Source organism: Pedobacter sp. GR22-10 (genome assembly GCF_026239715.1).
Taxonomy (GTDB): Bacteria; Bacteroidota; Bacteroidia; order Sphingobacteriales; family Sphingobacteriaceae; genus Pedobacter.
On record NZ_JAPIVR010000006.1, the window covers coordinates 19241 to 42456 of the forward strand.

Consider the following 23216-nt stretch of genomic DNA (forward strand, 5'->3'; position numbering starts at 1 on the left):
TTGGAATCAATTTAAGAAAATAGCTTTAAATTCTAAGCAGCAATTACAAGTATAGAATAAAATGTAACTATAAAAAACCCTGCAGCTTATCAGCAAGCACCTCCGAAATTTTACGATATGAGTCAAAAGTCCAGCCGCCTACATGCGGAGTTAAAATAACCTTCTCATTTTCCTTCAATTCTTCGTACCAGTCTTGCGTTGCCAGAGCAGGGAATTTTTCAGTTTCCAGTACATCTAAACCGGCACCTAAAATCTTACCAGATTTAATGGCATTCAAAACAGCTTTGGTATTGACTACTTCTCCCCTTGCGGTATTGATGAAGAAAATTGGTTTCTTAAAATGGAAGAAATATTCATCATCAACCATTTGCCGGGTTTCAGCAGTGAGTGGAATATGCAGACTCAGCACATCGCTATGTTTTACAATCTGTTCCATACTTACCTCACGCGCAAAGGCATCGCTAAAGCCTGTTTTATATTTGTCATAGGCCATTACATCTACTTCAAAGCCAGCCAGTTTCTTCGCAAAACTTTGTCCCATAAAACCGTAACCGATAATCCCTACCTTTTTACCTTTCAATTCGTAACCTCTGTTACCTTCACGATCCCAGATTCCATTTCTAATTTCCAAATCAGCCTTGCGGAAGTTGTTCATCAGTGAAAGCAACAATCCGGTAGCATGTTCTCCAACAGCATCGCAATTTCCTTCCGGAGCATTGATTAGTTCAATATTTCTTTCAAATGCGATTTTATCATCAATATTATCTAAACCGGCACCGGCTCTGGCCACAAACTTTAAATTTGGGGCCGCTGCAAAAATCTCAGTATCGATTCTAAACTTCGTCCGCACTGCAATCCCTACATAATCCTTGATTTTATCCAGCGTTTGCTGACGCGTAATTTGTGGTTCATCATCAACTTCATAACCCATTGCAATGGCCCGTTCCTTAAAAACAGGGTGTAAATCATCAACGATTAATATTTTTTTCATTGTGTAAATTTTATTTCAGACGTTTTTGAAATCAAACAAAAGTAACATTTTATGAAAGGCTTCCACACTTCAAAAGCGCTTATTTATTTAAAGCCTTTCGCATCATTGAGACTCACAAAAATATTACTATAAAACCGCTGTAATAAAATAGTTACGCCACGCTTATTAAACTTAGTTGCTGTTACTTTGTCTCCCTTTACAATACATACACAAATTTTAACCTTTAATGAGACTTATACACTTACGTGCCATACCACTTGCCCTTTTATTTTTAAGTTTAACGTTTAACCTTTTTGCCCAAAGCGGGGGCAAAGCAAAAATTACCGGCGTACTAAAAGACGCTAAAACCCAAGAAACTATTCCGTTTGCTACCGCTGTTTTAATTGACAAAGCAACCGCAAAGAATGTTAAAATCGCACAGACTGACCTTAACGGGGCCTTTACCATGGCTGATTTACCTAATGGGAATTTTACTTTTAAAATCAGTTTTGTAGGCTATCAAACCATGGTAAGGGATAATGTTGCCATTACCGCAGCCACCGGAACTTTAAACTTTGGCGATATAAAAATGAATGCGGCCAAAGGCAATATTTTAAGTGAGGTAACCGTAACCGGCCAGAAACAAGGCATGCAGATGGGGATTGATAAAAAAATCTTCTCTGTTGACCAAAGTGTGATCAGCGAAGGTGGCTCCGCAACTGATTTATTGCAAAATGTGCCTTCCGTTTCCACCGATATGGACGGGAATGTAAGTTTACGTGGTTCAACAGGTGTCCGGGTTTTAATTGATGGCAAGCCTTCTTTAATTGCCGGAGGAAACGTAGCACAGATTTTAGCTTCCATTCCGGCCAGCTCTATTGAAAGTGTAGAGGTAATCACTAATCCTTCAGCCAAATATGATGCGGAAGGTCAGTCGGGCATTATCAACATTGTTTTAAAGAAAAACACTAAATTAGGTTTTAATGGTTCAGCAGCCATTACTGCCGGTAACCGCGATAATTACAATGCAAATACCAATTTGAGTTTTCAGAACAGTAAGGTAAATATTTATGGAAACTACAGCTATCGTTATGGCAACCGCCTTGGTGGGGGTTATCAGGATATTTTTTATAAATCTGACTCCTCAAGAACAGCCTACACCAGCCAGGCAACCCGTTCAAATTCTTTGGATAAGGGACATAATGCTAAAGCTGGTTTGGATTATTACCTGACACCTAAAAGTGTAATCAGTTTATCCGGGGGGTTCAACTCCAGGGAAAATGAGCGAAATGAGTTGCTCGACATCAAACAATTGAACCGTGCACAAACGCCGCTTTCATTAAGTAATAGAACAAATCTAAACGATGGTTATGGAAGTAGCTATGATTTAAATCTGGATTTCGTTCAGAAGTTTAAAAAACCTAAGCAAGAGTTAACTTTTAATTTCGGCTATTCGAACGGAGATAATAATAACGATCAAACGTATAGCACCACCACCACAAATAGAAATAATATTCCCATCAATGAGAATCTGAGTTTGCAGCGTGTTTTCAACAGAGGAGATAATTCAAACTATAACATCCAGACAGATTATACCATGCCTGTGGGTAAAGCAGGTAAATTGGAGGCTGGATACCGGAGTCAGATTCGTTTGGCTGGCAACAATCAATATGCAGATTCTATCTTAACCAATACAAGTATTTACATACAAAACAATAAGCTGATTAACAATTTTGACAGCAAAGACCAGGTTCATGCACTTTACTTAAACTATCAGAATCAAATTAAGGATTTCGGTTATCAGCTGGGTTTAAGGGCTGAAGATGCACGGTTAGATACCCACTTAGATGGCTATACCAATAATATATTAACCTCAAACGAAGGAAATATTCACTATAAAAGATTATATCCGAGTGTATTTTTAACACAGAAGCTGAAAGGCGACAACCAGGTTCAGCTGAGCTATACACGCCGGGTAAACCGCCCGAGGCCATGGGATACCAATCCATTTCTGGATGTTTCTGATCCATTTAACTACAGAGGTGGTAACCCTAATCTATTGCCAGAAGATGTACACTCATTTGAGTTGGGCTACAGCAAATACTGGAAAAAAGTAACCTTAACTTCCAGCTTGTATTTCCGCCAAACCAATGATGTGATTCAAAGGGTAAGAAGCTCACCTGTTAATGGAATCATCACCACCACACCACAAAACTTATCTCGCCAGATCAACAGCGGTCTGGAACTGATCGGCCGTTTTGATTTGGTAAAAGCCTTAAATTTTACCACAAATGTAAACCTTTACCAGGCAAAATTTGCTGGTGATACCAGATTTGACATCCCCACCAGCAGTGGTTTCAGCTGGAATGCCAACTTAACTGCGAACTTAACGGTAGTGAAGAATTTATCGGTACAGGTTCGTGGTGATTACCGCGCCCCTGAGGTAATGGCACAGGGAAAGCGTAATGCCATGTATGGCATTGATGGCGGTGCCAAATACGACTTCCCGAATAAAAAAGCTTCATTAAGCTTCAACGTGAGAGATGTATTTAACACCAGAAGATGGAGCATGACTACTGAAGATAAATTTACAATTGTGGATTTTGAACGCCAGATGCAGGGAACAATGGGAAATTTAACCTTCTCTTACCGTTTCGGAAAAACGACATTTAGCAATGTAAAAAAACAGAAAAAAGATGAGCAACAGGATAACCGACCTGATGAAGGTTCATTCTAAATAATAGTAAGGCGTTTCGACTATCGGAACGCCTTTTTTGTTTAATTACATCGTGTCAAAATGATATTCATTATCTTGCGCTATGGAAGATCAAAACCCCTGGAAGACACTTGACAGTGAAGTAAAATACGATAATAACTGGATCAGGGTTACCGAACATCAGGTGATTAATCCATCTGGTGGCGCCGGTATTTATGGCGAAGTCCATTTTAAAAACTTTGCCATTGGCATCTTAGCACTGGATGAAGAAAACAATACCTGGCTGGTGGGGCAATATCGCTTTCCGCTTAAAGCCTATAGCTGGGAAATTCCGGAAGGCGGCGGTCCTTTGAATGAAGAGCCGCTGGAAAGTGCCCGGCGCGAACTTCTGGAGGAAACCGGATTAAGTGCTAAAAACTGGCGGGAAATTCAGCGCATGCACCTTTCCAATTCAGTAAGTGATGAACTGGCCATCATCTATCTGGCCACCGGTCTGATCCAGGGAATCGCCATGCCCGAAGAAACGGAACAGTTAGTGGTAAAGAAAATTGCCTTTGAAGAAGCCTGTCAAATGGTTTTAAATGGGACAATAACTGATTCGATGAGTGTTGCCGCCATTATGAAAGTAAAGCTGATGATTTTAAACGGCGAAATCTAATGATTACCTTTGCCGCATTAATTTTTTAATCAGATGAGTAAGCTTTTCGGCTATATCTTAAGCCCTGTTTTCTATTTCTTCTTTGGCTTAACGCTTTGCATTTTTCACCCCATTCAGTGGATTTGTCATCGGTTTTTCGGATACAAGGCGCATAAGGTTTCTGTTGATATCCTGAACTTTTTTCTCACCTATTGCCAGGTGTTTTTATTGAATTCGGTTATTTTTAAAAACGATTACAGCCTGCCAACCCATCGGCCCATAATTTTTGTGGCAAACCACCAGAGTATGTATGATATTCCCACACTCATCTGGTTCCTGAGAAGATACAGCGCCAAGTTTATTTCTAAAATAGAACTGACCAAAGGTATTCCGTCCATTTCCATCAACCTGAGGGTAGGTGGTGGTGCAAACATCAACAGGAAAGACAATAAGCAGGCCATCTCTGAAATTATCAAACTTGGCCGCAGGATGCAGCAAAATAACTGGAGTACGGTTATTTTTCCTGAAGGCACCCGCGCAAAAGACGGACAGGTTAAAACCTTCCAGTTTGGCGGTATTGCCACCCTTTTGAAAGCAGTTCCAAATGCACTGGTGGTGCCTGTTGCCATTGAAAATTCCTGGAAAATTGTTCGCTTCGGCATGTTTCCCTTAACTACCGGAAATGCATTACGCTGGACCGTTCTAAACCCCATAGACCCCGAAGGAAAAACAGCAAACGAGATTACACTGGAAGCAGAAACAGAAATCAGGAAGGTGCTTGGGCAAGAAATGACTTAGTATCGAAACCTTGGTATGGGGTCTCAAGATTTTAGCATCAGGTATCAGAACTATTGACTCCGGATTAAAGACTCCAGACTAAAAGCTAAATATTCTTATTTCCAATTACTTTGAAAAACTCGTCACGGTAGGTATCTCCAACCGGAATGATTTTCTGATTAATCGTAATTCTGCTTCGTTCAATACTTTCTATTTTATCTACCGCTATAATGTACGATTTGTGTACGCGGATAAACTGACTTTGCGGTAAGGCCTCCTCCATTTTCTTCATACTCTGAAGCGTAATTACCCGCTCTGTTTTAGTGAAAATAGAAATATAATCTTTCAAACCTTCAATGAAAAGGATGTCATGAAGGTAAATTTTCTGAATTTTATGTTCTGTTTTTACAAAAATATAATCCTGAACAGGATTTGCAGGTGCAGAAAATGGTGCCGGTGTAACAATAGGTTGCGCTACGCTTACAGGCGCTTCAGCCGGTTTAAATTGTTTGTGAACCTTCTCTACTGCTTTGTAAAAACGATCAAATGCAATAGGCTTCAAAAGATAGTCTGATACGTTAAGATCATAACTTTCCAGGGCATACTGCGGATAAGCTGTAGTTAAAATATAATGGCATTTGTTCCCGGCAATTTTCAGGAATTGAATCCCGGTAAGTTCCGGCATCTGAATATCGAGAAAAACCAGGTCAATCCCCCCTGCCTGAACAATTTGCAAAGCTTCTATAGGATTTTCGCACCTTTTAACAAAATTTAAAAAGGGCACCTTTGAAATATAATCCTGAAGGATATCCAGTGCCAAAGGCTCATCATCAACAACAATGCAGTTTAAATTCATTTTAAGTTTATCGTTTTAATTCATGATTTTTATAAAATCCGCTGGTGTGGCTTCCGGATTAAATATCAATCATCAGTTCGCAGGTATAATGGGTAGCCGAATTTACAACATTTAATTTATATCTGTCAGGATAAACCAATTGTAATCTTCTTTCTACATTGGTTAAACCCACTCCGCCCTGCGCATCTTTATTCTGGTTATTTTTTTTATTCACCACACTGAAATGAAGAATTTTCTGGTTGGCAATGATGTTAATTTTTACCGGGTGCCCGGGATCATTGACCACGCCATGTTTAAAGGCATTCTCCACAAAAGAAATCAGCATCAGCGGCACAATTTTCTGATCATCAATTTCCCCGTTTAAAACCATCTCAATATATGCCCCATCCTTAAACCTGATTTTCTGCAAATCAATATAGTTGGTTAAGTAATCAACTTCCTTACTTAAGGATACCGTAGGTGTATTGCTTTCATAGATCATGTAACGCATAATTTCAGAGAGCTTCATGATCGCATCAGCTGTTTTATCAGATTTCTGATAGGCCAGCGAGTAAATATTGTTCAGTGAGTTGAATAAAAAATGAGGGTTTAACTGCGACTTTAAAAACTGCAGCTCCATTTCGCGGCGTTCACTTTCCAGGTTTCGCTGAATGCGTTCATTTGCAAACCAGTCTGCCGCAAATTTGATCAGGCAACTGGAAACCAGAAAGAAGCCACACAAAAACAACTGCGCGAAGAAGTATTGATCTGCAGTGATCGCTTTTCGCCTGCCTTCATTCATATACTCCATCATCTCTCTCGGATTTAACACTGCAATTGCCGTTTTGACAAATGCCGTTACACCCAGCAGAATAATAAAAATGAAGATATAAAGAAAGTATCTCTTTTTCTTTTTAATGAACTGGGGGATAAGGATCAGGTAATTGATGTAAAAAAGTGAAACATTGATAATTCCGAATAGTACAAGCGATAATATAAAGTGCTTTATATTTTTAGTTTCAGAATCAAAAAATATGCTTAGTGCAATTATGATTAAGATAGCTGCCCAATACAGTGCATGCAATATGATAGGTCCCTTACTTTTCGTCATTATTTTTCGCTTATTCATCAATTGTGTTGATACTTTCGATGAGCGCATCCAAAATAAATAAAGTTTCTATTTTTAGATAATACAATCTACCAACTGCCTTTTTTTTTCTACGAACAGGCCAAACGGCCTAAATTATCGACCAACACCAATTTTTATCGATAAACGCCGAAATGGCCTGTTGATCTAGAATCTTTAACGCTTGGTATAATACATTTTAGCAGCTTGGTTTTCTTCAGTTTCTTTGAATCATCAAAACGAAACAATTATGAAACACGCATCAGCCATTCACTTCAATAATCAAACCGTATTTACTGATGCTACTTTCAACATCGCTCCACTTAAATTATCAGTTATGAAAAAATTAGCCAATACCTCGCCATTTTTACTTTTATTATTACCGGTTTTTATGATGATGATATTAACGCTTACGGTTAATACCAATCCAAATGAAGCTGAAATTGTAGTAAAACCAGCCAAGGCATCTACCTCAGTGGTGAAACAAGCTACGGCTATTTTCAAATAAGATATGCCCAGCTTTACCATTGAAACCGTTGGATTAAATTTCAATTTTGGACAGCAGGTCATTTTAAAAAACTTGTCGCTACAGGTTCCGAAGGGCAGTATATATGGCTTTCTTGGCCCGAATGGAGCAGGCAAAACCACTACAATAAAAATCCTGCTGAACCTCTTGAAATCTCCCTCCGATCAGGTTTTTATCTTCGGTAAGGAAATCAACAGTAACCGCATCGACATTTTAAAACAGGTAGGCGCACTGGTAGAGCAACCCGCCATTTATGGGCATCTTTCCGGAAAAGAAAACTTAATTAACCGGTGTTTGCTTTTACGCATTCACAAAAGCAAGGCTGATGAGATGCTGGCGCTGGTTGGCTTAACAGATGCCGCAAATAAAAAATCAAGCCAATACTCGCTGGGAATGAAGCAACGCCTCGGCATTGCACTGGCCCTGATTTCAGACCCTGAACTGCTGCTTTTAGATGAGCCCACAAATGGCCTGGATCCAAATGGCATCATCGAAATCAGGAATCTGATGATGGAGCTTACTGCAAAATACAACAAAACCATCCTGGTATCGAGTCACCTTTTGTCTGAAATAGAAAGAACGGCAACCCATGTTGGTATTATCAATCATGGACAATTGCTTTTTCAGGGAACCATTCAGGAACTTCAGCTATTGAACAAACCCTTACTTGAAATTGAAGTTGATCAGGTAGAAAGTGCCGGTGCTTTAATCCTGGAGAATGGATATGAAATCATGGCACAAACAAAATCCAAAATCAGTATACCTTATGCCTCTGCGGCAGAAAGTGGAATCGTCAATACCTTATTAATAAAAAATGGTTTTACGGTATCCAGTCTCTCCATGCAAAAAAAGGACCTTGAAAATTTATTCCTGGATATTACCAAACCCGACTAATATGCGTACGCTCTACATATCATTAATATCCGAATTTTATAAATCAAGAAAAACACTGGCATTTTGGGCAGCAATATTGTTGCCGGTAATCATATGTGGATTAATCACTTTTGGTTTTTATTCCAGTTCTGAAAGAATTATTGCCTTTCATTATCCACCGATGATATTGTGGGCAAATTATAGTGGTGCGGCACTTGGCGTAATGGGGTTTCTAATTATGCCTTTCTACGTCATATTTATGGCTTTTTCGGTCAACAATATTGAACACAAAAATGATACCTGGAAAATGCTGTTTGCACAGCCTCTGAATAAATTTTCCATTTATGCAGCAAAATACCTGTATGCTGTATTTATGATATTCATCTGTTTACTGCTGTTCGCATCATTAACCTTCGCCTTTGGCCATTTATTACAGGTTTTGGTGCCAAAATATAATTTTAGTCAGTATAATCCTCTACATATCCTGATCAACTCTTATGCTAAACTTTTTCTCTCTTCTTTAGGCATTTTATCACTTCAGTTTATCATGAGTTTATTTTGGAGCGATTTCCTTAAACCCATGGGCATAGGCTTTATTGGTGCCATCATGGGAATAATTATCGTAAATGTTGGATGGAAATATGCCTATTTCATCCCTTACTCTCTACCCACCCTGGCTTTGAGAATAACGAAAGTAAACAAAGGGGCTAATCCATTGGAATTTCCGGTTTTTACACAGGAAATATGGACAAGTTTAATTTATGCAGCTATTCTTTTCATTGTTGGTTATTTTATAGTAACCAGAAAAAGCATCAAATAAGCTAGAAAAGCCAGCATCATTTTTTTGATTCAGCAGATATTATTTTCACCCAGGAGCAGTCAGGAATAAGCCCTTTGCTATTGCGCGTGTAAAATTCTTTTTAATTACAAAAGCCTGCTTTTCTGATCATTGCTGATCAAAAGGCAGGCTTTGTTGTTTAGAGAGAGAGATGCGTTAAATGCAGAGCGTTATTCCTTATCAAAAGGACAAAATTCTTTGTTTAAATGCCCAAACAATGAGCTGGTAAGAATTGCGTAAATCAAGTTTTCTCACCATATTTCTTCTATGTGTATTAACCGTATGCTCACTGATAAAAAGCATATCGCCAATTTCTTTACTATTATAACCATTTGATAAAAGACGTACAATGTCTATTTCCCGCTCAGTTATCAAACTGGTACTTTCCTGAATTAAGACTTTGTTTATCATTTTATAAATTTAAGCGAATCACATCAGCCGTATTAACCATTAAATAATAAATGAAGGACAGTGTACTTCTAAGTTACATTTTAAGCAATTGGATCTGGTTAGGGCGGCTTTAATAGTTAAATCAATATTTTGTTTGTTTCAATAATCAAAAGTACGGGCCGCTACTGATTTATGAGTAGTAGAAATTACCCTAAATAAAAAGGTGTTTTTACGGTATAAAAAAAACCAATCGCTATTGCCTGCCATGATCTAATTTACGAATTTAGGGATCTAAATCATTTATAAATACTAATATGGAAAAAGTAAACGAATCGCAGCCTATTGATAAAAATACAGCGATAAAAATGGTTAATGCTTATAGCGAAGAGGCTACCAGACTAAACTCCGGATCATATACAAAGGCAGTATGGTTTCCTGCAGAGCAGATTCTGGCAATGGCAAAAAAAATCAGTGAAGGTAAACATGATGGTTTGCGGATTTACTTTGCGCAGTACATCGAAGAATCATTAAAAGACTTACCTGAAGATCATAGAGGAAGAAATACAGTATTATTGGTACCTACTTATGCCGCCGGCCAAACCAATGCGCGTGGGGAAAAAACGAATGCACATGAAGATGATACCGCCAATATTGAAAACAGAGGTGATCTTTGTCCTACTATGTGTGACGGAACAGAACTGTAATTTATGAATTTTTTTACCCCTATCGTTATTGCAGAACTAATTTCTCTGATTATAGCGCTAACTTTTCTATTTAAGGATAACATTTCATTCTGGAAAGTTAATATAGCCTATCTAATCATAGCATTGTCTGCAGAAGCAAGGGGATCCTATCTTTCGGCTCACCATCGCCATAACGTAGGGTTATTCAATACATTCGTCCTGTTTGAAATTGCATTTATTTCTTATGGCATGTATTATTGTTTGAAAAAATACACGAATCCAAGGCCTGTAATATTTACTGGCCTTGGTATCTGTTACTCGATTTTTATCTTTTTTACATTCAAAAATGGAATACACGCCTATAATGATGTATTCAATGATAACACGGTAAGTGTAATGTCTTTAATATTTGTGCTTTATTGCCTGTATTATTATTATAAACTTTTAAATGACGATGAAGTCCTTGATCTTAAGCATCATCCAGAGTTTTGGTGGGTAAACGGGGTTTTATTCTATTACTTTGGCGGCACAGCTATTAACCTCTTTTATGGGCTGTTTAATATCCTCATATTTGAACATATTAAGCTTCGATTATTTATTTACTATATTATCAACATTATCCTTTATAGTAATTGGATATACAGTTACATATGCAGAGCCAAACAACGCAAATTGCTATATTAATTTCGATTACAACATTTATATTCCTGCTCATGCCTTTATTTCTGATTATTTATATCAGATCATATAACAGGCATAAAAAAAATCATTTGCTGGAGAAACAGCATATGCAGCAAAAATTTGAAGCCGAAATTTTACAGGCGCGGATTGAGGTGCAGGATCAAACCATGCAAACCATTGCCACAGAATTGCATGATAATATTGGCCAGCTCCTGAGCCTTACTACATTGACACTTAATTCTGTAAACATCAACGACAGTGAAAAAGCAGAGAAAAAAATTGGCGACTCCCTTTCTTTTATTAATAAATCAATCAGAGAACTAAGAGAACTGGCTAAACTGCTGCATGGCGAACAGGTTGTCGAAAATGGAATAGGCTATGCACTGGATCAGGAAGTAAACTGGTTGAGCAAAACCGGAGCCTACGAAATAGAGGTTAACAACAGTCTTGTTGATTTAATTGAAAAATCACCGGATAAAGACCTGATCATTTTACGTTTACTACAGGAAATCATCAACAACATTATTAAACATGCCAATGCAACGGCCATTACCTTTAATGCTTACTACGAAGATAAAACCCTTCATTTACAGGTTAAAGAGAATGGAATAGGGTTTAATTATGAACAGGCAGCAGCAGCCTCCTCCGGAATGGGATTAAATTCCATCTATAAAAGAATAGAAATGATCAATGGAAAATTAGTATTAAATTCGTCACCTAATCATGGTACTAATATTTTAATTGAAATTCCCTATCCTTAAAACATGTCTGCTCCATCTATCTCCATTGCCATCGTTGATGATCATACACTTTTCCGCTCCGGACTGGCCAGTTTATTAGATGAGTTTGATGAAATTAAAGTGCTGTTCGAAGGCATCAATGGCCAGGATCTTCAGCATAAAATTAAAACCCATCCGGATTTACAGCTTATTTTGATGGATATTAATATGCCCGTAATGGATGGTTATACCGCTACCAAATGGGTTAAAGAAAATTACCCGAACGTTAATATACTCGCCTTGAGCATGCTGGAAGACGAAAAAGCAATTATTGGTATGTTAAAGGCTGGTGCAGGCGGCTATATGCTGAAAGAATCTACTCCAAACGAACTGCTTACCGCTATCAAGGCCATCAACGAAAAAGGCTTTTATGTTAATGACCTTGTTTCTGGCCGCTTGCTGGTGGCACTCAAAGATGGTGATACCAAACCAATCTTCAGCGCACGCGAATTAACCTTCCTTCAACATTGCAGCAGCGAACTTACTTATCGAGAAATTGCAGACCTTATGAATGTGAGCCCGCGAACGGTAGACAATTACCGCGAGTCACTGTTTGCAAAACTCAACATCAAATCCCGCACCGGACTAGTGGTTTACGCCATTAAAAACAATCTGATTAAGATATAATTATCTTCTATCGCCGGATATTTTTTCCCATATCATTTGGATAACTAAATAATTAGTTTTAACTTTAATAATGACAACATTTGTTGATCATCCTTATTGTTATGCATTATGATGGAAATTAAAGATTTAACCAAAGCCGAAGAACAAATTATGCAGGTTTTGTGGCAGTTGGAAAAAGCATTTGTTAAAGAAGTTATTGACGAACTACCTATTCCAAAGCCTGCTTATAACACAGTCTCTACCATTATCAGAATTCTGGAAACCAAAGGTTTTATCGGGCACGAGGCATTTGGAAAGGCACACCAATATTATCCGCTGATCAGCAGAGAAGATTATAAACGCCATGCGACAGAAAAACTTCTGGGAAATTATTTTGAAAACTCTGTAGAAAGTATGTTTTCATTTTTTGTTAAAGAAGAAAAGCTTGATTTAGGTGATGTAGATGAAATTTTGAAAATGATTAACAAAATTAAACGCAATCCAAAATGAGTTTCGCCCACTACTTGCTACAGGTTAACCTCTACCTGTTTGTTTTCTACGGCTTTTACAAACTGCTGTTAGATAAGGAGACCTATTTCCTGCTTAATCGCATCTATTTAGTGGCATCGGGAGTTTTATCTTTATCTATCCCTTTTATACGCATGGAATGGATTACCCGGCAGGATGTTGCTCAAAAAGTTTATACCAGTATAAACTGGGATGCTGTTTTAGAACAGGCTATAATAGTTCCGGATCATGAAAATAGTTTTAGCTGGTCAAACATCTTTGTGCTGATCTATTTTACCGGGATATTGTTTTTTCTGTTTAGGCTGGTGCTCAATTTATTAACGGTTAAAAAACTGATTCATTCCGCAAAATCGGGTTCAGCTTTTTCTTTTTTCAATAAAAAAGTGATAGATCAGCAACTACCCTTATCAAATGTTATACACGCACATGAAGATGCACATGTAAAGCAATGGCATACCTTAGATATTTTATTTTTTGAGCTTTTAGGCATTCTGACCTGGATAAACCCGGTTATTTATTTCTATAAAAAATCAATCAAAAATATACATGAGTTTCTGGCCGATCAGCATGCCGCGGCATTTCAGGGTGATAAGGCGGAATATGCCATGCTGATTCTGAGCCAGTCTTTTGGCATTATGCCCAATAGCTTAACTAACGGTTTCTTTGATCAATCCCTCATCAAAAAGAGAATTTTTATGCTCCAAAAGGAAAAATCAAAAAAGGCCGCCATCTTGAAGTATGGCTTTTTTATCCCGCTTTTTGCCCTTTTAATCATTTTCTCTTCGGCTACCGTACGTAAAAACAAAAATTTATTGGAACTGTCTGATCAGATTCCTTTAGATAAACCTATTGAAATGGTGAAAGATATCGTAATATCCGATAATCCATCCGCTGAAACTTTAGCTGCCGAGAAATCAATTGCGCCGGAAGCAGGAAAGATGGATAAATCCTGGAAAGATTTTTATGCTTATTTATCCAGAACGATAAAGTATCCAACAGCAGCCAGGTCACAAGGTTTACAGGGAAATACCCAGATCAGATTTCAGCTAAAAAACCATAAGATAGTCCGCGTGGCTTCACTGGTAAATTTAGGTTCCGGTTGTGATGAAGAAGTGATGAATGCCGTGTCATCTTATACTGGTTTTAAAAACGCAATTGATGGAAATTATGCCATCAAAGTTGAATTCAGGTTGGATGAAGGTAATTCAAAGATAAAAAACCTAAATTCAGTACCTGCAGTGGCCTATACCCTATTGCCAAGCCTTCAGGTTAAGGCTTTTGCAAATCAGAATTTAACTGATCAGAATTATCAGTCTAAAGATAAAGTATTTGATTTTGTATCTATAGATCAGCAGCCTGAGTTTCCTGGTGGTATTGAAAAATTTTACCAATACCTGGGCAAAAATATTAAATATCCTAAACTGGCAGTGGATAATCATGTAAGCGGTAAAGTATTCTTAAGCTTTATCGTAGAGAAGAGTGGAGACCTTTCAGATGTTCAGATTACCAGAGGATTAGGCAGCGGGACCGATGAGGAAGCCATTAGGGTCATTTCGCAATCACCTAAATGGAATCCAGGCATTGCAAATGACAAGCCCGTAAGAGTAAAGTATAATATTAATGTGAATTTCAACTTAGCAAAAAGTAACGAGCCATCAGAAAACCCAACGCCGGCCAGAACACAAAAATTATCATTAAGATCAACAGGAAATAACAACGACACCAAATTTATTGATGGTATATTTAATGGCCTTATAATAGTTGATGGCATTAAGCTTGCAGATAATAAGCTTTTAAATAAGATAAACCCTGCCAATATTGAATCAGTAAGCATATTAAAAAATCAGGCTGCTACCAGTTTATATGGTTTAGAAGCCAAAGAAGGCGCAATGCTGATTACGACTAAAAATAGTGAAAAAAATCTATTCAGAGATTTGAATCAAAAGGAAAGCACTATTGACAAGAATACAACTGTTGACTATTTACGTGAAAAATTTTAACGGAATCAATTTATGAAAAAAGCATCAATTTTGATTACTGTACTGGCTTTGGGTTTCCATGTTTGCGCGCAACAGACAGACACGATTAAAGTCCAATCCAACATATCATTTCCCGGATGGTCTAAACCAGACAACAAGGAACCACTAATTATTATAGACGGGAATAAGCAATATATAAGAGGTACTACAGCACTAAAAGATATCAATCCGGAGAATATTGAATCCATAAATATCCTGAAAGATAGCGCTGCCATACGTAAATATCAATTTGATGGCACTGCTGGTGCAATTGAAGTTAAGACCAGAAATGGCGATGCAGGATTTTATCAAATGGCCATCGATACCGGACATATAATTTTAAAGAGTGAAATGCAACCGGGTTTTCGTTCGGCCAATCCATCAAAGGTCATCATCAGAAATTTATTACAAAAAGATCTTGATCCAAAGGCTGAACCTATGTATGTTTTGGATGGAAAAGAGGTTCAAGATATTAAAAAGCTAGATCCAAGCACCATAGCTTCTGTTGATGTAATTAAAAATGCTGCAGGAAAATCTTCATATGGTGATAAAGGAAAGAATGGAGTGATCATAATTACAACAATAAAAGCGAAAAAAAAGTCTGAAAAGAAAAACTAAATAAAAAAACCTTAATAATATTTAATGATGAGAAAGCTAATAATTTTAGCCCTAATGGGCATCGCCATGTTTATTAATGCCGTAAAGGCACAAAAAGTTTATGATTTTACATCTGTAGAAAAACAACCCTCCTATCCGGGTGGCATAGCAAAGTTTTATGAATACCTTGGTAAGGAAATTAAATATCCTGAGGCAGCCAAAAACAACAAAATACAGGGAAAGGTATTTGTAAGCTTTACTATTGAAAAAAATGGAAAATTAGGCAATGTAAGAGTCACTAAAGGACTATCAACAGAAACAGATAAAGAAGCCCTCAGGGTGATAAGAAACTCACCAGACTGGACTCCTGGCACCTTGGATAGTAAGCCAGTCAGGGTGAAGTATAATATGAATGTTAATTTCAGTTTAACAGCTGCTAATACCGAAAAAAAGGCAGCATCTAAGTCTGGAATCCAACCCGAATATCCGGGTGGCACAACTAAACTATATCGCTACCTGGCAAAAAACATAAAATATCCTGTACAGGCTAAAAAAGATAAAGTGGAAGGAAAAGTATTCTTGGCTTTTAATGTGGAGCAAGATGGTACATTATCAGATGTACAGGTTACTAAAGGGCTATCCAGAGAAACTGATGCCGAAGCACTTAGGGTAATGAAATCTGCACCGAAATGGAACCCGGCTATTGATGCAAACGGACACCCGGTTAAAGTTAAATATCAAATGGCCATTAACTTTATAATGAGCTAGGGCAGTTATTAAACATCAAACACAAAACCCCTGCTTAAAAATAGCCGGGGTTTTGTGTTTTCTCTCCTGTCTCGGAAGTTTAAATCTATAAATTATTTAATGTATATACAAATTTTACAGAATATAATTTCAAATAACAATATTTTTAATATGCTGACATAGAAATATTTATGTTTCACAAACTTATATTTTGTTCACTTTGATTTCACTTAGAATTAAAAAGCCCCAAACCAGGTTTGAGGCTTAAGATTCAACTTTGCAGCTGAATGCACAGTATATTTTTAAACTGTTTCTTCTGAAACAAATTTTGCACTGGCAAAGTCACGGTTCATGCGCGCAATGTTCTCTAAAGAGATTCCTTTAGGGCACTCCGCTTCACAGGCACCCGTATTGGTACAGTTACCAAAACCTTCGGCATCCATTTGCGCCACCATACTTTGTACGCGACGATAACGCTCTGGCTGACCTTGTGGTAATAATGCCAGCTGAGAAATTTTAGCCGATACGAATAACATGGCAGATGCATTTTTACAGGTAGCCACACAAGCACCGCAACCAATACAGGCAGCAGCTTCGAAAGCAGCATCAGCCTGCATTTTTGGAATCGGAAGACTATTGGCATCCTGTGCATTACCCGTGTTAACAGAAATAAAACCACCTGCTGCAATTACCCGATCAAAGGCTGAACGATCAACAGTTAAATCTTTTACAACCGGAAAAGCTGCTGCTCTCCATGGCTCTACAACAATAGTATCGCCATCTTTAAAAGAGCGCATGTGCAACTGGCAGGTTGTAACCAGGTCTTTCGGACCGTGCGGACGACCATTAATGAACATGGAGCACATCCCACAAATACCTTCACGGCAATCATGATCAAATACAACCGGCTCTTCGCCTTTAGTGATCAGATCTTCGTTTAACACATCGAACATCTCCAGGAATGACATATCCGGAGAAATACCAGCTAATTTATAATCTACCAAAGCACCTTTGGTATTGTTATTTTTTTGACGCCAAACTTTTAGCGTTAAGTTCATATTTCCTGTACTCATGATATTGAGATTTTGGACATTAGACAGGAGAAATTAGATTTGAGATTTGAGACATTATTGCCCTTCTCATATCTTACATCTCACATCTCACATCTATTTATAACTTCTTTGTGCTACTTTAATATTTTCAAACTTCAATTCTTCCTTGTGAAGTTCGAAGTTTACGCCTTCTTTAAATTCCCAGGCTGCAACGTATGCGTAGTTTTCATCATCACGTAAAGCCTCTCCCTCTTCAGTCTGGTATTCTTCACGGAAGTGGCCACCACAACTTTCATTACGGTTTAATGCATCAATACACATTAACTCTCCTAATTCAATAAAATCAGCAACACGACCGGCCTTCTCCAGTTCAGTATTTAATTCATCAGCTGATCCTGGTACACGAACATTACTCCAGAATTCAGCACGTAGCGCCCTGATGTCCTGAATGGCTTCGTTTAAGCCTTTCTCGTTACGGGCCATCCCACATTTCTCCCACATGATGTGACCTAAACGCTTATGGAAATGATCTACAGATTTTGTACCCTTTATATTGATTAAAGTATTTAAAATGCCTTTCGCTCGTTCTTCTGCCTCTACAAATGCAGGGTGATCCGTTGGAATGGCTTTTACCGAAATCTCTTTTGATAAATAAGCACCAATGGTATAAGGAAGGACAAAATAACCATCTGCCAAACCTTGCATCAAAGCAGATGCACCCAAACGGTTAGCACCGTGATCAGAGAAGTTTGCCTCACCAGTGCAATATAAACCAGGAACAGATGTCATTAAGTTATAATCCACCCAAAGTCCGCCCATAGTATAGTGAACCGCCGGATAAATACGCATTGGCGTTTCGTAAGGATTTTCACCCGTGATTTGCGCATACATATCAAACAGGTTACCATATTTGGCTTTAATCACCTCGGTGCCTAAACGCATACAGGTTTCTTTATCCGGATTATGAATACCCGATTTAGAAGCTTCGATTCTACCGTAACGTTCTGTATTGGCTTTGAAATCCAGGTATACGGCCAGTTTTGAAGTACCAACACCATAGCCGGCGTCACAACGTTCCTTAGCTGCGCGTGAAGCCACATCACGGGGAACCAGGTTACCAAAAGCAGGATAACGACGCTCTAAATAATAATCTCTTTCCTCTTCAGGAATTTCTGAAGCCTTACGGTTATCATCTTTCTTTTTAGGAACCCAGATTCGTCCATCGTTACGCAACGATTCAGACATCAGGGTTAATTTCGACTGGTGATCTCCGGAAACTGGAATACATGTCGGGTGAATTTGCGTATAACAAGGATTTGCAAAGTAAGCACCTTGTTTATGTGCTTTCCATGCTGCTGTAACATTACTTCCCATGGCATTGGTAGAAAGGTAAAATACGTTTCCGTAACCACCTGTTCCTAATACCACCGCATGGCCAAAGTGACGTTCAATTTCGCCGGTAATTAAGTTACGGGCGATAATACCGCGTGCTTTACCGTCGATTTTTACTACTTCAAGCATTTCATGGCGGGTATACATTTCTACCTTACCCATACCAATCTGGCGTTCTAATGCAGAATAAGCACCCAATAACAATTGCTGACCAGTTTGTCCTGCAGCATAGAATGTACGTTGCACTTGCGTACCACCAAATGAACGGTTATCTAACAAGCCACCATATTCACGTGCTAAAGGTACCCCCTGAGCCACACACTGATCTATGATATTAGCACTTACCTCGGCTAAACGATGCACATTGGCTTCGCGGGCACGGTAATCGCCACCTTTAATGGTATCATAAAAAAGACGGTAAACACTGTCACCATCATTCTGATAGTTTTTGGCTGCATTAATACCACCCTGAGCAGCAATAGAGTGTGCTCTGCGAGGCGAATCCTGGAAACAAAAACATTTTACTTTATAACCCATTTCAGCCAGGGTTGCTGCTGCAGAAGCCCCCGCCAAACCTGAACCTACAATAATTACTTCAATAGTTCTTTTGTTCGATGGGTTTACCAAAGGCACAGAAGACTTATATTTAGTCCATTTACTGGTTAATTCGCCTTCTGGAATATTTGAATTAATATCTGACATATCTCTTTTGTGCTAAAAACTAATTAATTAAACCGGTATAAACTGCAATTGGCATCAATGCAAATAGGATCGAAATGATCACTGAATACCAAACACTAGCGCCCTTAATTATTCCATTATATTTAGAGTGATTCCAGCCCATGGTTTGAAAAGCCGAAGCAAAACCATGTAATAAGTGGTAGCACAGAGAAAACATAGCTAAAATATAAACAGCTACTCTTACAGGATCCTGAAACTTTTCTTTCATTACCGCATATAAATCTTCATGTCCGTTAGCATCCACAGTTGGAATGCCGGTGAAACGGGATACTACCCAGAAGTCTTTTAAATGAACAACTAAAAAAATAAGCAATAGCGTACCCAATAACCCCATCGAACGGCTATACCATTTACTGTTTGCTTTACCATTATACTCTGCATACTTAACTGGTCTTGCTTTTTGATTTTCAAAAGTCAGTCTTGCCGCCTGAAAAATATGTGCAAGTAAACCAATGAATAAAACAATTTCACCAGCCCTGATGATCCAGTTAGTGGCCATAAAATGAGCACCAACATTGAAGGTTAAACCACCATCATTAATAAAAATTAATGCGTTTATGCCGCAGTGTACAATTAAAAAGAGTATCAGGAATATTCCTGTAACACCCATAATGAATTTCTTTCCTATTGATGAAGAAAGCGCATTTCCGAAACCACTCATTTGATTAGGATTTATATCTAAAATTTCTTGCAAAAGTATCTAATTATGAGTTTAATTTATAAACGATTATGACAAAACGGCGATAAAACATTTATTTAGAAACATTCTAAGTCGGAAACGAAAGAAATGGAAAGAATTTGGAATTTTACTTTGGAAATGGCCAATTCAGATCTGAACTATTTATACAGTAAAATAAAAACTTCTTTGCCAATATCTTATGTTTTGAAAAACAAAGATGAAAATAGTCACCAAACTGAAAATTTAAGCATTAAGCACAATAAGATCATGATCATCCCTGAAATCATCTCTTATTATTTCAATAAGTCATCCTTAATCACCTAAAAGCGATGACAAAAAAGAAGTTAAACAATTGTCTTATGACATCATTGGCTACGCTATTCGCGTACATAAATATCTTGGCCCTGGGCTATTAGAAAGTGTTTATGAGCGATGTCTGAGTTATGAATTAGAAAAGAATGGACATCAGGTCATTAAACAGGCAATGGTTCCGGTTAAATCTGAAGATTTATTGATGTAGCGTTAAGAGTTGATTTACTAGCAGATGATTGCATTGTTGCGGAGCTCAAAATGGTTGAACAACTTTTGCCAATTCATGAAGCACAGATTTTAACATATATGAAATTATTAAATGTACCACAAGGACTGCAATTTACTTCTTCAAGATAACATTACACGATCATTGAAACCTTTTGTGAATGAACTTTACCGCAGCTTACAGGATTACCATACCTGGTATTCAAAATCTTTTTCATAAAAAAAGTCCCGATTTGCATCGGGACTTTCAACGATTTATGTGTTCGAGTTTTCTTAAGCTACTTTTACATTTACCGCGTTAAGGCCTTTTCTACCTTCTTCTACATCGTAGTTTACGGTATCATTCTCGCGAATGTTGTCAATTAAGCCTGAAGCATGAACAAAAATTTCGGCATCGCCATTAGATGGAGTGATAAATCCGAAACCTTTAGTTTCATTAAAAAATTTTACTGTTCCTTGTTGCATTATATTGTATTTTAATTTGTACCAAAGATAGGCTTAAATACCTATAAACCAATTTTTTATTTTAATAATAATAAAAACCCCTGAAAATACTAGCTGATTGCCTGTTAGACGCTGTTTTTTGATTTAAATTAATTTAGAAACATCTTCAATATTAGCAATTTCAATCAGGAATGGAGTAAAAAATCACGATTGAAGTCCCAATCCTTTTCCAGAAATAGCATCTATAGAGACTTGTTTAATTCTTTATCAATCAATATTTGATATACGAACTACTAATCAAACATACAGCTCATGTCATTAACATAATTAAGCCAACTGTAAATTTTGATCATAAGAAATAACCAATTCATCATTCCGTTTAACCATAAAAATATCGCCAAAATTATCTTTAGCACAATAACTTAGCATCAGATAGTCATCTACAATTTTATGCAAAATCAATTTCGGACTGGTATAGGTAATTGATACAACATGAGCTGCCTTATTTAATAAATCAGAAGACAGGATATGAAGCTCAGCCCAATCAAAAAGGACTGACTGCCCTTGTGAATCATTTAAACCGGGTATTTTATGCTTTAAAGCGTCCATCATATCCATCACTGAAGATTCCAGTTTTTGATTTAAGGAATAAGCTTTCTCATTTTCCTGCACCATTTGAGAGAAGGTATGGAAAAGTTGGTTCTGGGTATATGGCTTGGATCGCTTTTGAAATTCACGATAAGTTTGATGAAAGACATAGCGTTCAAAATCCGTTCTGCACATGAAATTGATATACTGTTTTAAGCTGAGGTTGATATAAGCTAAAGCCATATGCTTAATAATTGCTATTTGAGTGTGAGGATTTCCCAGGCTTAAAAATGTAAAGCATTTGGCAAATACTGATTATCAATCGATAAACGATAAAATAATCGGCATATTGCATCTCAGGGAAATACCAGTTTTTAAATCAAACGAAACAACTTTGTCTTTCGCTTCAGTTACAGAAAATAAAATACAGTCTGCCTATTTCCTCTTCAGGCAGTATATTAAAAACATTTAGGTACCAGAAATGAAATCATCAGCAAAACGATATACATTAAAATCTTCCTGCTGTAACGCCAAATGAAGCGCTTCATTAAGCTTTTTTTTATCAACCAACTGCATCTTATGGTGCTGAATAATTTTCCAGGCTTTTTCGGCAAACAGAAATTCTTTTCGCTGGCTGGCCTCTGTAACCGGTGCCGTAATCCAGTCCATTAATTTATCAATACCTATATTTTTATCAGCTACTGTTTGTAAAACCGGAATTGATTTTATCCCCTCGTGAACCATTTTTTTTAAGTTATTGGCAAAGGTACCAGCACCTTCCCGATCGGCCTTATTAACGACAAAACAATCTGCAATTTCCATTAAACCTGACTTGATATGCTGAACCTCATCGCCTGATTCAGGCACCAGAACCACAATCGTTTTATCTGCTAAACCCGCAATTTCAACTTCCGATTGCCCGACCCCTACTGTTTCGATGAGAATAAGGTCAAAATTTGAAGCCTTCAATACATCAACCATTTCAATTGTTTTAGCAGAAATGCCCCCTAATGCCCCTCTGGTTGCTAAAGAGCGGATAAAGACATTGGGCTTATTAAACTGCCTGGCCATTCGGATCCGATCACCCAGCAATGAACCCAAATTAAATGGCGAGGTTGGATCAATGGCTAAAACGGCTATTCTTTTATTTTCCAGCGTAAAAAAATCAGTGATGGCGTTAACTAAGGTACTTTTTCCGGCACCGGGAGGACCAGTGATACCAATAACAGGCGCACCATACCGACTATCTAAATTTTTCAGAATGGAATCTGCCGGCGAAAGATCATTTTCAACAAGTGTTAATGCCCTGGCCAAAACCCGGTAATTACCTTGTTTCACTTCGCTTAAAATGGATAGAGGGGTATTATTCATCAATAAAACTATCTTTGTACAAATTAACAAAATAATACGGCACCAGGCATAAAACAATCAACATTGAACGAAAGCATCATGATTT

The 23216-nt window shown here is 37.7% G+C and carries 26 protein-coding genes; 16 read left to right on the forward strand and 10 right to left on the reverse strand.

What is annotated here, in order from left to right; genetic code table 11:
• Nucleotides 1-67: 67 nt before the first annotated feature.
• On the reverse strand, nt 68-991 hold the full coding sequence (locus OQX64_RS20335) for a 2-hydroxyacid dehydrogenase (protein WP_265820143.1): 924 nt from the start codon (nt 989-991) through the stop codon (nt 68-70).
• A 226-nt stretch (nt 992-1217) separates the two neighbouring features.
• Between OQX64_RS20335 and OQX64_RS20340 the strand changes: the two genes are divergently transcribed.
• The 3 genes from OQX64_RS20340 (at nt 1218) to OQX64_RS20350 (ending at nt 5121) form a co-directional block, all read left to right on the forward strand.
• A complete protein-coding gene (locus OQX64_RS20340) occupies nt 1218-3707 on the forward strand; it encodes a TonB-dependent receptor domain-containing protein (protein ID WP_088302496.1) in 2490 nt (829 codons plus the stop codon).
• An 82-nt stretch (nt 3708-3789) separates the two neighbouring features.
• The gene (locus OQX64_RS20345) at nt 3790-4344 is read left to right on the forward strand and encodes an NUDIX domain-containing protein (RefSeq protein ID WP_088302495.1); all 555 of its coding nucleotides are present in this window, start codon (nt 3790-3792) and stop codon (nt 4342-4344) included.
• A 33-nt stretch (nt 4345-4377) separates the two neighbouring features.
• The gene (locus OQX64_RS20350; RefSeq protein WP_088302494.1) at nt 4378-5121 is read left to right on the forward strand and encodes a lysophospholipid acyltransferase family protein; all 744 of its coding nucleotides are present in this window, start codon (nt 4378-4380) and stop codon (nt 5119-5121) included.
• A gap of 85 nt (nt 5122-5206) precedes the next feature.
• Here the strand turns inward: OQX64_RS20350 and OQX64_RS20355 are convergent, their stop codons facing one another.
• Together OQX64_RS20355 and OQX64_RS20360 are read right to left on the reverse strand one after the other, a co-directional pair.
• Nucleotides 5207-5956: a LytR/AlgR family response regulator transcription factor gene (locus tag OQX64_RS20355; RefSeq protein WP_088302493.1), complete on the reverse strand. Its 750-nt coding sequence runs from the start codon at nt 5954-5956 to the stop codon at nt 5207-5209.
• A gap of 58 nt (nt 5957-6014) precedes the next feature.
• On the reverse strand, nt 6015-7046 hold the full coding sequence (locus tag OQX64_RS20360; protein ID WP_088302492.1) for a sensor histidine kinase: 1032 nt from the start codon (nt 7044-7046) through the stop codon (nt 6015-6017).
• A 265-nt stretch (nt 7047-7311) separates the two neighbouring features.
• Between OQX64_RS20360 and OQX64_RS20365 the strand changes: the two genes are divergently transcribed.
• The 3 genes from OQX64_RS20365 to OQX64_RS20375 are packed head-to-tail and all read left to right on the forward strand — an operon-like array spanning nt 7312 to nt 9280.
• Entirely contained in the window at nt 7312-7569 is a 258-nt protein-coding gene (locus OQX64_RS20365; protein WP_088302491.1) for a hypothetical protein, read from the forward strand.
• A 3-nt stretch (nt 7570-7572) separates the two neighbouring features.
• The gene (locus tag OQX64_RS20370; protein ID WP_265820144.1) at nt 7573-8481 is read left to right on the forward strand and encodes an ABC transporter ATP-binding protein; all 909 of its coding nucleotides are present in this window, start codon (nt 7573-7575) and stop codon (nt 8479-8481) included.
• A 1-nt stretch (nt 8482) separates the two neighbouring features.
• On the forward strand, nt 8483-9280 hold the full coding sequence (locus tag OQX64_RS20375) for an ABC transporter permease (RefSeq protein ID WP_265820145.1): 798 nt from the start codon (nt 8483-8485) through the stop codon (nt 9278-9280).
• Between the two features lie 198 nt (nt 9281-9478).
• On the opposite strand, the gene OQX64_RS20380 is transcribed toward OQX64_RS20375, so the two are convergent.
• Nucleotides 9479-9709: a response regulator transcription factor gene (locus tag OQX64_RS20380; protein ID WP_088302488.1), complete on the reverse strand. Its 231-nt coding sequence runs from the start codon at nt 9707-9709 to the stop codon at nt 9479-9481.
• Between the two features lie 293 nt (nt 9710-10002).
• Between OQX64_RS20380 and OQX64_RS20385 the strand changes: the two genes are divergently transcribed.
• From OQX64_RS20385 to OQX64_RS20415, 7 genes are all read left to right on the forward strand, one after another.
• The gene (locus OQX64_RS20385) at nt 10003-10392 is read left to right on the forward strand and encodes a hypothetical protein (protein ID WP_265820146.1); all 390 of its coding nucleotides are present in this window, start codon (nt 10003-10005) and stop codon (nt 10390-10392) included.
• 692 nt (nt 10393-11084) lie between these two features.
• Nucleotides 11085-11813 carry a sensor histidine kinase gene (locus OQX64_RS20390; protein WP_265820147.1) on the forward strand — a complete coding sequence of 243 codons (729 nt, stop codon included), beginning with the start codon at nt 11085-11087 and terminating at the stop codon, nt 11811-11813.
• Nucleotides 11814-11816: 3 nt separating this feature from the next.
• Nucleotides 11817-12458: a response regulator transcription factor gene (locus OQX64_RS20395; RefSeq protein WP_265820148.1), complete on the forward strand. Its 642-nt coding sequence runs from the start codon at nt 11817-11819 to the stop codon at nt 12456-12458.
• 111 nt (nt 12459-12569) lie between these two features.
• Nucleotides 12570-12947 carry a BlaI/MecI/CopY family transcriptional regulator gene (locus OQX64_RS20400; RefSeq protein ID WP_088302600.1) on the forward strand — a complete coding sequence of 126 codons (378 nt, stop codon included), beginning with the start codon at nt 12570-12572 and terminating at the stop codon, nt 12945-12947.
• Nucleotides 12944-14965 carry a M56 family metallopeptidase protein gene (locus tag OQX64_RS20405; RefSeq protein WP_265820149.1) on the forward strand — a complete coding sequence of 674 codons (2022 nt, stop codon included), beginning with the start codon at nt 12944-12946 and terminating at the stop codon, nt 14963-14965. The genes OQX64_RS20400 and OQX64_RS20405 overlap by 4 nt, the downstream gene beginning before the upstream one ends.
• A 12-nt stretch (nt 14966-14977) precedes the next feature.
• Nucleotides 14978-15601, forward strand: a complete 624-nt coding sequence (locus OQX64_RS20410; RefSeq protein WP_265820150.1) for a TonB-dependent receptor plug domain-containing protein — start codon at nt 14978-14980, stop codon at nt 15599-15601.
• A gap of 24 nt (nt 15602-15625) precedes the next feature.
• Nucleotides 15626-16348 carry an energy transducer TonB gene (locus OQX64_RS20415; protein WP_265820151.1) on the forward strand — a complete coding sequence of 241 codons (723 nt, stop codon included), beginning with the start codon at nt 15626-15628 and terminating at the stop codon, nt 16346-16348.
• A 281-nt stretch (nt 16349-16629) separates the two neighbouring features.
• Here OQX64_RS20415 and OQX64_RS20420 read toward each other — a convergent pair whose 3' ends face one another.
• The 3 genes from OQX64_RS20420 to OQX64_RS20430 all read right to left on the reverse strand — a co-directional run bounded on the left by OQX64_RS20420 (nt 16630) and on the right by OQX64_RS20430 (nt 20206).
• Complete coding sequence (locus OQX64_RS20420; protein WP_265820152.1) at nt 16630-17400, reverse strand: succinate dehydrogenase/fumarate reductase iron-sulfur subunit; 771 nt, start codon at nt 17398-17400, stop codon at nt 16630-16632.
• 93 nt (nt 17401-17493) lie between these two features.
• Entirely contained in the window at nt 17494-19473 is a 1980-nt protein-coding gene (locus OQX64_RS20425) for a fumarate reductase/succinate dehydrogenase flavoprotein subunit (RefSeq protein ID WP_265820153.1), read from the reverse strand.
• A gap of 19 nt (nt 19474-19492) precedes the next feature.
• Nucleotides 19493-20206 carry a succinate dehydrogenase cytochrome b subunit gene (locus OQX64_RS20430; RefSeq protein ID WP_253249069.1) on the reverse strand — a complete coding sequence of 238 codons (714 nt, stop codon included), beginning with the start codon at nt 20204-20206 and terminating at the stop codon, nt 19493-19495.
• Between the two features lie 93 nt (nt 20207-20299).
• On the opposite strand from OQX64_RS20430, the gene OQX64_RS20435 reads away from it, so the two are divergent.
• The 3 genes from OQX64_RS20435 to OQX64_RS22580 are packed head-to-tail and all read left to right on the forward strand — an operon-like array spanning nt 20300 to nt 20860.
• Nucleotides 20300-20515: a hypothetical protein gene (locus OQX64_RS20435; protein WP_265820154.1), complete on the forward strand. Its 216-nt coding sequence runs from the start codon at nt 20300-20302 to the stop codon at nt 20513-20515.
• Nucleotides 20516-20543: 28 nt separating this feature from the next.
• On the forward strand, nt 20544-20711 hold the full coding sequence (locus OQX64_RS22575; protein WP_416240477.1) for a GxxExxY protein: 168 nt from the start codon (nt 20544-20546) through the stop codon (nt 20709-20711).
• Complete coding sequence (locus OQX64_RS22580; protein ID WP_416240479.1) at nt 20702-20860, forward strand: GxxExxY protein; 159 nt, start codon at nt 20702-20704, stop codon at nt 20858-20860. Before OQX64_RS22575 ends, OQX64_RS22580 begins: the two co-directional genes overlap by 10 nt.
• A 141-nt stretch (nt 20861-21001) precedes the next feature.
• Here the strand turns inward: OQX64_RS22580 and OQX64_RS20440 are convergent, their stop codons facing one another.
• From OQX64_RS20440 to meaB, 3 genes are all read right to left on the reverse strand, one after another.
• Nucleotides 21002-21193 carry a cold-shock protein gene (locus tag OQX64_RS20440; protein WP_010599638.1) on the reverse strand — a complete coding sequence of 64 codons (192 nt, stop codon included), beginning with the start codon at nt 21191-21193 and terminating at the stop codon, nt 21002-21004.
• A 306-nt stretch (nt 21194-21499) separates the two neighbouring features.
• Nucleotides 21500-22003, reverse strand: a complete 504-nt coding sequence (locus OQX64_RS20445) for a hypothetical protein (RefSeq protein WP_265820155.1) — start codon at nt 22001-22003, stop codon at nt 21500-21502.
• Between the two features lie 225 nt (nt 22004-22228).
• The gene (gene meaB / locus OQX64_RS20450) at nt 22229-23131 is read right to left on the reverse strand and encodes a methylmalonyl Co-A mutase-associated GTPase MeaB (RefSeq protein WP_265820156.1); all 903 of its coding nucleotides are present in this window, start codon (nt 23129-23131) and stop codon (nt 22229-22231) included.
• Nucleotides 23132-23216: the final 85 nt, after the last annotated feature.